Here is a 13,271-nt window from a genome sequence, read left to right as displayed (position 1 = left end):
CCGCTAAAATATCCATTTTTAAAATGCGGGAGTTAACAGCGTACTTTAACTAAACCACACCATATATAACATTCCGCAGCCTTGGGTGGTGAATCGCTTCAAAGTTCGGAACCATTTGCTGCATGTAAACAGCTGATAAATTTTCTTTCATATCGACCATTAGCCATGTACCGGCCCTGCCCATCCATCCAAATTCGCCTAACGAGCTATTGCTGCCCCCGGCGGCTGGATTGATCATCGTGCGAACACCAAGGCCATACCCATAACCTTTCAGAGCATCCCAATTATAATGCTGCAAAAGTTCTGGTGATAGATGGTTGGTAGACATGAGCTCAATGGTTTTCCGCCCTAAAATGCGAATACCATCCAGCTCTCCCCCATTCGCCAGCATATGTCCGAAGCGGCTATAATCCTCCAGTGTAGACAGTAGCCCCCCTCCTCCGCTTTCAATAAGAGTACCCGGCTGGTATCGCGAATCCATGCTGGTATTTTTGATTAACTGGCCTTCTTCGCTACGGTCATATAAGCTGCAAAGCCGGTGCTTCTTCTCATCAGGAATCTTGAAAAATGTGTCCTGCATTCCAAGCGGCTCAAAGATTTCATCCTTTAAAAATTGACCGAAGGTTTTACCGGACAACACTTCAATCAGTGCGCCAAGAATATCATGGCTAAATCCATAATGCCAACGGGTCCCCGGGTCAAATGCGAGTGGAATGGATGCAAGGGTTTTTGACAAGCTTCGTACATTCCAATCCTCGCGTTCAGCTTCTGTCTCTAACCTCTTGGCCACTTGGCGTTCCGTTTCAAACTGGTTTCCTGCGTATGTCAGCCCGGAAGTCATCATAAATAAGTCTTTAATGGTAATAGACCTTGTGGCAGGTACTATTTCAAGCTCATTATCTTTGCCAGTTTGATAGACTTGAGGATGTTTAAATTCTGGCAAATACTCTTCAAGCGGATCATTTAGCAAAAAGAGGCCGCGCTCATATAACATTAATGCAGCCACGCAGGTAATCACTTTTGAGTTTGAATAAATTCGATAAATGGTGTCGGGTGCAATTGGCTTTTTCGTTTCCAGATCCTTATTGCCAACATAATCTTCAAACACAACTTCTCCATTATGCATGACCGATAAAGCACAGCCTGCAGGACCGTTTTCTACAAATCTTTTTAATAACGGGCTTAATCTATCTAATGATTCCAACTGCTTCCTCTCCTTTTTTGTTAGATGACTGCTAATTAAAATTAGTAAAACAAGAAACATACGTAGATTTTTATTAAAAAAAGAACAAAGTTGTGTCCCGGTAAATTTTTTGGCACAACACGGTTGATTAAATAACCATTACCGGGAAAATCTAATAATATACCTTATAACGGGGTATGAAAAAAATAAGGAGGCATACACAATGAACGTTATCACTGTTTATTCGACCAATACTTGACCGTACTGTACAATGATGAAACAATTCCTTGAGGCTCAGGGATTAACCTACAAAGAAGTAAATGTACAGTCAGATCCTATCGCTGCCCAAAAGCTGTTCCAGGAAACCGGACAGATGGGCGTACCGCAGACAAAGGTCAATGGCCATTGGGTTCTTGGCTTTGATCCCGAAACCTTGATGCGATATGTAAAATAAGCTAAGACCTAAAGGGGCAACATCCGCAGTGGATAAGTTGCCTTTTTACGTTTTCAGTGCCAGATGTTCTCTCTATTGTGGAATATATAACCATTATAACCTTTCAATATGCTATGGGAAACAATCAGTAGATTTTAATTAACCTCTTTCAGACAGTTTTATGATGACACTGTCCATATTCAATACAGCTTTGTAGCCGGTACAAGAAACGTTAAAAAAAGTGCCTGGCACCACCCGAATCTTGTCGAGGAGAAGGGTAGTGACAGGCACTTGTCTTTTTTCAAGTTGTATTTATTCATTTTTTTCCTGTATGGGGAGGCTTGTTAATGTTGTAAATGCGTTTGCCACTTTTCTCGCGAAGGAGAGAGGCGGTTCTACCGATTGAATATGAAGATACATCAGATTTGGTTGGGCAAATATCCAGTGATTATGCAAGGCACTCACCATTAAGCCTTGCCCTACAACAGATCTTGTGAAGTTCGGGATTTCCTGTTCAAGTAATGTGATCTCCCCAAGGTTTAACGCATTACCATTTGCATCCAATGACTCAAAAGAAATTCCTACTGGTAAAACAGAATGACTTGGCCGCCCTTGGACATGAACATTAAAACTGCGCTTTAAGCTAACCGAACATCCATTTTTCTCCATTTTAGCTTTTCCATTTAATATTTGGGCAAATTGGTCTCCCAACTGCTTCAAGTTACTCATTCATTAGCCCCCTTTTCGCGTTCTCCGAAAATAAGCCTATTTAGATTATATTCACGAGTGAAAAATATATTAAGACAACAGCCGTTGCTGAAAAGAGTTTGCTTAATGCCCTTTTATAATTATTAGCGATTTTTCAGGAAAACCTAGTTTATAAAGATAGGACAGGAGGGCAAAAAAATGGAAGAAAGTCGAAAGACGAGCAATAAGACATTTTGCATGAGTGAATACGATGTATTAAAACGAGTAGTCCTTTGTCAGCCCCAATACATGACGATCCGTGAAGTAATTAATGAAACGCAGGAGCATTTTAAGAATGAAGGTATCCATATTGAGCGTGCGCTCGAGCAGCATGGCGAATTTGTCAAAACACTAAAGGATCATGGTGTCGAGGTTATTTTATTGCCTTATCACAAAAAATATCCTGAACAGGTCTTTACTCGGGATATTGGTTTTACACTAGGGCAAACAATCTTTGTTGCCAAGATGGCAACCGATGTTCGCTCAGGGGAAGAAAACGTTTTAAAACAATGGCTGGAGGATGAAGAAATCTCCTATTATAATTTAGCTGAGGAACGAATTGAAGGCGGAGATGTGATGATTGATCGGGAAACAATTTACGTGGGGCTTAGCAATCGGACGGACCAAAAAGCTGCTGATCAATTACAGCGTCTTTTGAATCAATTCAATGTTATTGCCATCCCTTTTAAAGAAAAATACCTACATTTAGATTGTATATTTAATGTGATTTCACCTGAAGTAGCACTCATTTACCCGAATGCCTTGACGAAAAAAGACATTGAGCTTTTTAGTTCACGCTATGACTTAATTGAAGTTTCGGAAGAAGAGCAATTTCAGTTAGGCACAAATGTATTGAGTATTGGCAACAAGAAAATTTTAAGTCTTCCGGTCAACAAGAAGGTAAACAAAGAGCTTCGTAATCGGGGCTTTGAAGTCATTGAAGTGGATATCACAGAAATCATTAAATCTGGCGGCTCCTTCCGTTGCTGCACCTTACCAATTTTACGTGAAAAATAAAAATATTATTAAAATGGCCATATCGTGTGGAGCATACAAAAAGGTTTCGTTTTTACTCTTTTTACTTCTTTTTAGATGTTCACTGAGGAATTCTATCTGTTTAGCTGTTAATGTATGTTGAATTTCATTAACTTCTCTTTCTGTTAAAGGTTCCATCGGCTCACCACCATTTTTTTCATTCTAATATAATTTACCTTTTGCGTATAAGTCCTGCATAGGATTAGCGACTTTATGTTTCATTGTTGATTTTCGTTCAGGTATGAGAATTCAAAGGCGGAGAATTTCCGGCTAATGTATAAAGAGGAAGCTTAAAAAGCAGATATAAGCGAAGAAATTCCGATTAACTGCTCAAAATAAGACAAAATCCAATGATTTGGATCATATAAACGGAAAAACTTCCATTATTTTTAAGGAAATAAGGGTATTTCCCAACTTAAACGGAATTTTTCCCTTTATTTTTCAAACTCTGTCAAATCAACATTCAGCTATAACAAAGCCTTTCCGTTGCCTGGCACTACCCGAATCTTATCGAGAAGAATTTGACAAATTGCTGGTAGTGACAGGCACGTACTTACCACCCTGCCTTAATTAAACAGGGCCTGTCCTGTATGTTTGCCAACTCCATCCTTTAACCATTTCGCTGTCAATGTTTCTGCATGTAACATCTCTTCTGGTGTGCCTTCGAATATAATTTGTCCGCCCTGTTTTCCTCCACCTGGACCCAATTCGATTACCCAGTCGCTCGCCGCTATAAAGTTTTGATTGTGTTCGATGATGATGACAGAATTTCCTCTGTTTACGAGTTTTTGAAATACGTCTAGGAGTTTTTCATTATCTTCTGTGTGTAGTCCTAAGGATGGCTCGTCTAATAGGTAGATTTGTCCTTCTTTTTGTAAGTGGCTTGCGAGTTTTAGACGTTGGATTTCTCCTCCGCTTAGGGAACTTGTCGTCTGTCCTAAGGTCAGATACCCTAATCCTACATCTTTTAGCGTTTGCACTCTTTTTATGATTTTTGGTATTTCAAAATATTTAATAGCCTCGTCTATTGTTAAATCTAAAATCTCTACTATATTTTTATCTCGATATCGAGAGACAAGCGCCTCGTCTGAATATCTCGTTCCGGCACACGCTTCACAAGGGATTGTCACCGGATCTGCAAATGCTACTTCTGGCGTTAGGACTCCTTTTCCTTTGCAGATAGGACATGCTCCTGACGAGTTAAAGCTGAACAAACCTGCTGGCTGTCCAGTTTCTTTTGAAAATATGGTGCGAATATCGTCCATTATTCCCATATATGTAGCCAGGGTCGAACGATTGGAGATTCCTATGCCGCCTTGTTCTACCATTATGGTTCCCGGATACTTTTTCGTGAAGGCTTCCAACATGAGGGAGCTTTTACCTGAACCAGATACGCCACTTATACAGACTAAGACATTTTTAGGAATATCTACGCTTATATTTTTCAAGTTATTATTACTTGCTCTTTTTATTGAAAAATAACTTTTTATATCCCTTGGATTTTTATTTATTTTTAGCTTGTGGTTTAGGGCTGCGGCGGTGGGAGAGTTTTTTAGCCCTTCCAATTTTCCTTGATAGACAACTTCCCCTCCATTTACACCTGCTCCCGGCCCCATCTCTATTATTTCATCCGCTACCTTTATGACTGATAGATTGTGTTCGATTACGATGACAGTATTATGTTGGTCTTTTATCCTTCTTAGCATCTGTATTAACATATCCACTTCTTCTGGATGGAGTCCTGCACTTGGCTCGTCGAAAATGTAGGTGATATTGTTGAGACTGCTCCCCAAATGACGGGCGATTTTTACTCTTTGGGCTTCGCCAGCGGACAGGGTGCCCATTTTTCTTGAAAGACTCAAATATCCTAGTCCCATGTCGACTAGTTGTTTTACATGCGGGATTGCTTGTTGTGCTATTGATTCTCCCATAGGATCTTTTATGTTCTTTAGTTCTTCCAGTATTTCTGGAAGTTCTAATTGATCGTATTCTGCGATATTTAGGCCATTTATTCTACATTTTAATACCTCTGGGTTAAGGCCTGAACCTTGGCAGGTCGGACATAATGAATGTGTTGAGACTGCTAAGACGTCATCTTGGGATACTTGTTTTAGTTTGGAGATGTCTCTATTGATATAAACGCGCGTAAATCTAGGCAATAACCCATCCCATTCTGCGTTATGTGGTCCATTTTTTGTATGAAACGGCGCATAGGCTCTTTCACCTTCTCGAGGACCATATAAAAATAGATGGAGATCTTCTTCTGAGTAGTCCTTTAATGGTTTATCCGGATCGAATAATCCGCAGGTCATCATCCAATGACCTTGCCAGCCTGAAGGCGATAATGGCTTAAATTTCACGGCATACTCTCGAAGTGACTTATCGAAATCAATTATCTTATTTAGGTCGGGCGCAATTACCTCCCCAAATCCGCCACATTCAGGACATCTGCCAAAGGAACTTTGGCTCGAAAAATCATTGGCAGAACCTATTGGCGGATTTCCTATTCTTGAGAACAACAGTCTAATTAATGGATTTATATCCATATAGGTGCCTACTGTTGAGCGGGAATTGCCCCCTATTTGCCGTTGTTCCACTACGATAACCGGGCTTAAGTTTTGCATCAGATCGGCATGGGGTCGTTCGTACCTTGGCATTTGATTCCTGACATAGAGAGGATAGTTCAACGTCATTTGTCTTCTGCTTTCTGTTGCTAATGTATCAAAGACGACCGAGCTCTTTCCTGAGCCTGAAAGACCAGTAAATACGATGATTTTTTCTTTTGGTATATTTAAATCTATGTTTTTTAAATTATGTTCTTTAAGCCCTCTTAAAATGATTTCATCTTTCATTTCTGATATTTTGTCATCCTTTCTGATTTTATCTACCAGTATTACTTCATTTGAATAAGGCAAAACCCATTACTAACAAATTTACTGTTTCGCCTAAATTAAACTGTACTTTTGCTACTTTTCCGTCAAAATTCTTTTTAAAGAAGATTCATATACCTTAAAATCATCCTTAGAGAATAAAACCATGGCAACCTCACCTAACTGGTTTGTTTTCAAAAATTCGATGATGGTTCTAAGGGTAATGGCAGCTGCCAATTCAATTGGAAAACGAAAAATACCTGTAGAAATAGAAGGAAATGAAATGCTTTTAAGATTTTTTTCTGAAGCTAGCTTCAGAGAGTTATTGTAGCATTTGGCTAAATGCTCTTCTTCGTTGTTGGTATTCCCTCTCCATACCGGCCCAACCGTGTGGATCACATATTTTGCCGGCAGGTTGTACCCCTTGGTAATAACAGCTTCCCCGGTAGGCAGATTATTTCCGTTTAAAACCTCATAACGAATCTTTTTGCACTCTTGCAATAACTCTGGCCCTGCTGCCCGGTGGATGGCCCCATCAACACCGCCGCCCCCTAAAAGCGACCCGTTTGCAGCATTTACAATTGCTTCTGTATTTCTTTTGGTGACATCTCCAAGTACGAGCTCAAGTGTATTCCCATCTATTATGGCTTTCATCGAAGTACCTCCTTCACTCTCTCTTAATCGATAAAGAATCCTTAGAAATACTTTGTCTTTTGCCGCTGTTGCCCATGTTCCATCACAGAAACGTTCTTGACGGACATAATAGGTTAATATTGCTTTTAATAATTCCAAATCAGCAGCTGGAATCGCAGCAGGTAGGTTATGATCTTTTACACTTTCCTCCAAGTATTCGAGGTAGTCTTTCTTTAATAAATCTGTGCTATAGACGGTATCTATAAATTCAATAAACTTTTCATCATATTGTGGATAGCCGGAATTCCACAGGCAGAATTCTTTTTCGTTGTTTTCAAAGTATGGTATGAATTCTAATAGCTTTTGGTAATCTCCCAATATAAAGTCCCCCTTCCACTTAATCCTCTCATAACACTCCACATCAGAAATGAAACATTTAGAAGTTTTCATTCCTATTATGGAATCATCTTATGATTTATTCACGACGAATTTAGTTTTGTATCATGCTACTGAAAATCCAACTTGCATAATGGACATAAACGAAGAATTGAGAAAATATGGACTATGAGGAACTGGTAGGAGTGGCGGTTTTATACATATTTAATATTTCAGTAACCATGGGGACGGTTGTAATGCAACCATTTTTGTCTTTGGACAAAATGATGCAAGAACCGTCCGAGACCACTGAAAAACACTCCTAAGCTTGGGTTCTTAAGACAAAACGGCCTCGGTTGAAGGAAGTATACCTTTAATAAACCAGTTATTTTGCCCGTGAGTACAAGAAAAGTAGCATATCGGTAAAAATAAGGCTGCTATTCTTCCCGTGAGCATAGGAAAAGCAGCGTTCCGGTAAAAATAGGCTGTCTATTCTTCCCGTGAGCATAGGAAAAGCAGCGTTCCGGTAAAAATAAACCGGTCTATTCTTCCCGTTAACGCAAGAAAAGTAGCATACCGGTAAAAATAAGCCGTCTATTCTTCCCGTTAGCACAGGAAGAGCAGCGTTCCGGTAAAAATAGGCTGTCTATTCTTCCCGTGAGCATAGGAAAAGCAGCGTTCCGGTAAAAATAAACCGGTCTATTCTTCCCGTTAGCCATCCATGAAGCGCAAAAATCAGCGCTTCACCACAGAGAATGAAAATGGTTTTAAACCGTCAATACTGATTCTACGGCTGGGAGAGGAAGGTCGATGAACTATGGTGCGTTAGAGCCCATCCGTTAGTCTGACTCCAACGACCACGGTGCACCACTGACTGTCGCTCCCTTACGGGAAGCACACATGGTAGATTAATCCTATTCTGGTTGCTGCACCAGCCTCTAATATTATTGTGAGCCGTAGAAAGGATGTTTTCAATGGATATAGTCGTTGAAAGAGCATGCGGTATGGATGTCCATAAGGACAATATTACTGCCTGTATTTTGACACCTGAAGGAAAGGAGATTCAAACGTTCTCTACTAAAACTGTATTTCTTTTACAGTTGGTTGACTGGATTAAACAACATAATTGTACCCATGTCGCCATGGAGAGCACGAGTGTTTATTGGAAGCCTATTGTGAATTTACTAGAAGCTGAGGATATTGAGTTTTTAGTGGTTAATGCTCAACATATGAAGGCAGTTCCAGGACGAAAGACAGATGTGAAGGATGCAGAATGGATTGCCAAACTTCTTCGCCACGGACTACTTAAAGCCAGTTATATTCCTGACCGAAATCAACGTGAATTGCGTGAACTCGTTCGCTATCGTAGAAGTATTATTGAAGAGCGTGCCAGACAACATAATCGAATCCAAAAAGTGTTAGAAGGAGCGAACATTAAGTTGGGGTCAGTTGTTTCAGATGTGTTGGGCGTTTCAGCACGAGATATGCTTGATGCCATTGCCGACGGTGAAGAGGATCCTGAAAAACTAGCAAACTTCGCACGCCGCACTATGAAAAAGAAGAAAGAAGAATTGGAACTCGCCCTAAAAGGCTATATAAGTTCACATCAACGCCTTATGTTAAAAACCATTTTAGGTCATATCGACTTTTTAACTGAGCAAATCGAGATGCTTGATAAGGAAGTTGCGGACAGAGTCAGTTCTCATCAAGAAGATATAGCACGATTAGATTCGATTCCAGGTATAGCGACCAGAATGGCTGAACAAATCTTATCTGAAATTGGGACTGATGTGAAGAAACAATTCCCCACTGCAGCTCATATGTGTTCTTGGGCAGGATTAGTTCCTGGGCAAAACGAAAGTGCAGGAAAAAGAAAATCAGCAAAAACTAAAAAAGGAAATAAGTATTTAAGATCGGCGTTAACCGAAGCAGCTCATTCAGTCAGAGGATCCAAAAACTATCTTGGAGCACTGTATAGGCGTACAGCATCCCGAAAGGGTAAGAAACGTGCTGGTATTGTAGTCGCTCACGCAATGTTACGTATCTCTTATTATCTATTAACTCGAAAAGAAATGTATGTAGACTTAGGCGAAGACTACTTTGATAAGCAGAGACAACAGTCAATTGTTCGACATTCTCTGAGACGACTCGAAAGCTTAGGATACACCGTTACGTTGGAAGAACCTAAAATCTCTTAATCCAGTCCACCTTATTACCATAAATCCATGAAATTGGCGCTCTCCCCTTTTAAAAAAACGAATGAGCTGCGTCCTCTTTAGTATTGCCTTTTTCTGTGAATTACAGAAGTTAATTTTCATGGTAGCGCAAGAAAAGTAGTATACCGGTAAAAATAAGCCGTCTATTCTTCCCGTGAGCACAAGAAAAGTGTCGTTCGTGTAAAAATAAGCCACTTATTTTGCCCGTGCAGCTCAAGGAAAGTAGCTCTACAACTTCTTAGGATGAATTTTTCAGTGGTCTCGAACCGTCCCTATGCACTAATCTTCTTTATCTTAAAGAACGTATGCCTTGTATATGATATTGGATAACATCTCTCATTCTTTGTCTCTGTGAATCGGCCATTGGGAGGTCAGCAGCCTTGTTCAGGTCTACCCATTGGTACGCAGTAGACTCACTGTCCATCTCAAGCTGACCGCTTTGAATTTCACCTTTATACAGAATGGTAAATTCCTGGCGCACTTCACCGTCTGAATAGGCTATGACTGTATTAGGATTTGTGTATGTTCCAATAATATCTGTAATGACAACCTTGTATCCACTTTCTTCTTGGACTTCACGGATTGCACAGTTTTTTAGATCTTCTCCGAAATCCAATGTCCCGCCGGGCATCGTCCATTTTCCATTATCTCGGCGCTTTAGGAGTAAAATCTCTTCCTTTTCGTTCATAATGGCCACGGCCGCTGCTGGCTTAATGGAATTTGCCTTTGGGGCGTTAGGGTCATTGGTAAAATCCGAACGGACCGTCTTTACTTTCGTCCGAAGCCATTGCGCGATCGTGTCTGTGACATCAAGGTTTTGCTTATCATTCCCTGGAGGTGTTTTAATAAATAAAATGGCCGTACCAGGTTTAGACCGCTGTGCATATTTCACACCAGGTGGAATTTTATAAAAGTCCCCTTTTTTAAACTGATATTCTTCCCCTGTTTCGACATCCAAGTATTCAGTCATCCCGCTAATCATGTACTGATATTCATGGGCCTGCAAATGATAGTGGGGTTCTTCTGAAATGAAGTTATCATAAGAGGTGATCCCGATCTCAATCTGAGAATCATCTATATGTTTCAGCATTTGCGGTCTGCCTAACTGTCCGACTAGATACTGGCGGGTCGTCTCTGATAAAGCTAATTCAATATCTCCATTTTGGATCATCATGATTTTTCGATTCATTCCTGTCACCCCATTATAAAAATATTAGCTGGATAGCGGATGGACTCTCACCGGCCATCATATTTTTCGTTAATTCCTGCTCTCTTAGGTAGTTTAGATAGTCTGAATTGCGAGTGATTTCTTCTACCCCAGCAGGAACCTCCACTTCTATGCCCTTTAGCTTGCATCTTAATAATCCCAAACTGGAAACAATAATCCCCCATTGCTGGTTAATCTGCAGATAAATCTTATTGGCGTAACTGTAAAATTTAGCAGCATCTGCATAATTCCCTTTTTGAAAGGCCATTTCTGCTAAGGATGAGTTGACATGGCCTTCCCATCCTTTTATGCCGTGACGCTTAATGATGATAGCGGATTGTTCAAATAATTCGGCTGCCTTTTCATAATCCTCTTCCGTCCGGAGGATATCCCCCAGCGTGCAGAGCAGATAAGATTCATATCTGTCAAAGCCATTTTCTCTCGCAATTTTGATCCCATACTCCGTACATATTTTCGCCCATTTGATATGTCCCTTTAGGCGCAATACATCCGCATATTTTCGCAGCGTCCTGCACAGGTAATTGGCTCGTCCTTTTGCTTGAGCATATCGGATGGACTTTACTAACCATTTTCGGCTGAAGGACAAGTCGCCGTGTAAAACGCCTAGATTACCGCCAAGCATAAATAAAGTCTCATTGTATTCTTCTTCATAACTTTCCGAGATAAGCGGCTCCAGATGCAATAGTTTATCAATTAAAGGTTTGACAGGCTTAAAATACATTTGGTGATGAACCTTACGGATAGTAAGATGCAAATCGTCTTTAGATTTAATTATATCCTCCATTGGCGTTCCATCATAATAGTTCTCAATTTCATCAACCGCTCTTTCATACTCACCGCTTAAATGAATCATATCAATTAAAATGGCAAATAGAGGGGTATTCATATTTTTCGAACCAATATCATCGTAAATATTACCTAACAGATTTTTTAAAAATCGAATCTCGCCTCGTAATTGATATTTTTTCAGGTAAGTGATTCTCTCCCTTTCCAGCCACTCAGTAAATTGTTGATTAGAAAGAGTGGACTTCTTGTGATAGATATTTTCTTCCAGCACGGAGATTTCCTTTTCATTATTTGACAATAGACTTTGATTATTTTTTAATAAATCCTCATAGTAATGAGCCATTAATTCATGAACTTGCTGAACGAGTTCGGGACTTGTGTAATTCAATATACCTTCCCTCATGAGAGCGTGAATATAATAATTTTGCTGCTCTTTTGTAATAAAAGAGAACTTATTAAAGTCAGCAAATTTCGTAATCGGATACCCTGTTTTAAAATGCGATAGCAAATAGACAAACACGTCGCGATTATAATAATGAGGAATGGCCATGATTTTGAGTGTTTCGATTTCCTCATCTGATAAATACCGTAAAAACCGGTCAAGAATTTCTCGCTTATTGGAACCGAACTGGTCCGGATGGAGGCTCTCACCGCGGTTTTTTATTTCAAAATAGGTGTCAACGGATAAATCCAGATGGTAAGGATGGCCACTACTGGCATGAATCATTTTCCCACGAATTTCTTCCTCTTCAATCCCACATTGCTGCAGGAAGTAATCTGCGTTATTGCTGTCCAAGTTTCCTAAAATATGATGTTCGACAATCTCTTTCCAATCTTGGTCAACAATCTCCCATTCTAAATATTCGCGGCCGCAAATGACAAATAAGACATTAGGAAGCAAGGCAATTAGCTCCCTAACCCATCCATCTTTGGTGTATTTTGTGGCCTCATTTTTTACATCTGTCCAAAGGGCTTCATATGTATCAATGAAAATAACAGAAACGGGTATATGATGCTTGGCGATTCCTTGTTGTAAATCGAAGGAAAAGAACGCCGGAAGACGGTCTTCTATTTCTTGCAGTGAGCAGCTTTCAAGCTCTTTTAACTGTTCTTTCACATCTTTGTTAAGATTCCACTTTTTCTTCGTATCGTATAATTTTTCGATAATTCCTGCGGCTGCTCCTACCACCCCTAATCCATCCAAAGCAGCAACCACACTCCCGATAATATTCAACTCTGATTTAAACGGGAGTTGTTTCTCATTATAAGAGATATCAGGATTCCTTTTGAAAAAATACAGAGAATAGGCAATCTCAAAATGAGGAAAGTGAATTTTATGTTTAAATTTCGTCTCCCTTACTAATTCCAATAGGGCCCGAGCAGGTGAATGTATGGCATTGTTCATAAAGTCGATCGAAGTGTATAGAGCATTCGGAACTTGTGTGAGCAGTTCTATTTTTAATTGTCTTTGTAAACTAGATTTTCCTATTCCCCCTACTCCGTAATACATAACGACATCATGTTCCGTTTCAGAGGCAGGTCTTTGGATGATTCGTTCAACCCGCTTGGCAAATACTTCTCTAGGAAACTCTCTATCAGTAAACTGCTTAGTAGCAATATATCTTCGTTCTTGTCGGCCTAATTGAAACTTGGGCTGAATGGCCATATGTATCTACTCCTATCCGTTGTTGCTAGAAGATTTTATAGTTTCGTATAGGAGTAATTTTACATCAGTTCCTTATAATAAAAAATAAATAATAAATAA

10 protein-coding genes are annotated in these 13,271 nt (G+C 39.9%); 3 read left to right on the top strand and 7 right to left on the bottom strand.

From position 1 onward, the window contains the following. Positions 1-49 precede the first annotated feature (49 nt). Positions 50-1,204 (bottom strand): serine hydrolase domain-containing protein, encoded by a 1,155-nt coding sequence (locus tag ACZ5B7_RS03410; RefSeq protein ID WP_464492644.1) that lies wholly within the window; start codon positions 1,202-1,204, stop codon positions 50-52. A 250-nt stretch (positions 1,205-1,454) separates the two neighbouring features. On the opposite strand from ACZ5B7_RS03410, the gene ACZ5B7_RS03405 reads away from it, so the two are divergent. Next, complete coding sequence (locus ACZ5B7_RS03405; RefSeq protein WP_423800713.1) at positions 1,455-1,637, top strand: glutaredoxin family protein; 183 nt, start codon at positions 1,455-1,457, stop codon at positions 1,635-1,637. Between the two features lie 291 nt (positions 1,638-1,928). Here the strand turns inward: ACZ5B7_RS03405 and ACZ5B7_RS03400 are convergent, their stop codons facing one another. Further along, a complete protein-coding gene (locus tag ACZ5B7_RS03400; RefSeq protein WP_464492643.1) occupies positions 1,929-2,345 on the bottom strand; it encodes a DUF1259 domain-containing protein in 417 nt (138 codons plus the stop codon). 177 nt (positions 2,346-2,522) lie between these two features. Between ACZ5B7_RS03400 and ACZ5B7_RS03395 the strand changes: the two genes are divergently transcribed. Next, positions 2,523-3,380, top strand: a complete 858-nt coding sequence (locus ACZ5B7_RS03395; RefSeq protein ID WP_464492642.1) for a dimethylarginine dimethylaminohydrolase family protein — start codon at positions 2,523-2,525, stop codon at positions 3,378-3,380. Here ACZ5B7_RS03395 and ACZ5B7_RS03390 read toward each other — a convergent pair. The 3 genes from ACZ5B7_RS03390 to ACZ5B7_RS03380 all read right to left on the bottom strand — a co-directional run bounded on the left by ACZ5B7_RS03390 (position 3,366) and on the right by ACZ5B7_RS03380 (position 7,279). Next, entirely contained in the window at positions 3,366-3,536 is a 171-nt protein-coding gene (locus ACZ5B7_RS03390; protein WP_464492641.1) for a hypothetical protein, read from the bottom strand. The two genes, ACZ5B7_RS03395 and ACZ5B7_RS03390, sit on opposite strands and share 15 nt — an antisense overlap. A gap of 428 nt (positions 3,537-3,964) precedes the next feature. Continuing rightward, positions 3,965-6,259 carry an ATP-binding cassette domain-containing protein gene (locus ACZ5B7_RS03385; protein ID WP_464494427.1) on the bottom strand — a complete coding sequence of 765 codons (2,295 nt, stop codon included), beginning with the start codon at positions 6,257-6,259 and terminating at the stop codon, positions 3,965-3,967. Positions 6,260-6,364: 105 nt separating this feature from the next. Beyond that, the gene (locus ACZ5B7_RS03380) at positions 6,365-7,279 is read right to left on the bottom strand and encodes an O-acetyl-ADP-ribose deacetylase (protein WP_464492640.1); all 915 of its coding nucleotides are present in this window, start codon (positions 7,277-7,279) and stop codon (positions 6,365-6,367) included. A gap of 971 nt (positions 7,280-8,250) precedes the next feature. Between ACZ5B7_RS03380 and ACZ5B7_RS03375 the strand changes: the two genes are divergently transcribed. Next, positions 8,251-9,474 (top strand): IS110 family RNA-guided transposase, encoded by a 1,224-nt coding sequence (locus tag ACZ5B7_RS03375; protein ID WP_464490125.1) that lies wholly within the window; start codon positions 8,251-8,253, stop codon positions 9,472-9,474. 307 nt (positions 9,475-9,781) lie between these two features. Here ACZ5B7_RS03375 and ACZ5B7_RS03370 read toward each other — a convergent pair whose 3' ends face one another. Both ACZ5B7_RS03370 and ACZ5B7_RS03365 read right to left on the bottom strand, forming a co-directional pair. After that, entirely contained in the window at positions 9,782-10,681 is a 900-nt protein-coding gene (locus tag ACZ5B7_RS03370) for an NUDIX domain-containing protein (RefSeq protein WP_464492639.1), read from the bottom strand. 13 nt (positions 10,682-10,694) lie between these two features. Beyond that, complete coding sequence (locus ACZ5B7_RS03365; protein ID WP_464492638.1) at positions 10,695-13,172, bottom strand: tetratricopeptide repeat protein; 2,478 nt, start codon at positions 13,170-13,172, stop codon at positions 10,695-10,697. Positions 13,173-13,271: the final 99 nt, after the last annotated feature.

It is taken from the genome of Neobacillus sp. S1115 (assembly GCF_055385565.1).
This window is presented reverse-complemented; position numbering and strand designations above follow the sequence as displayed.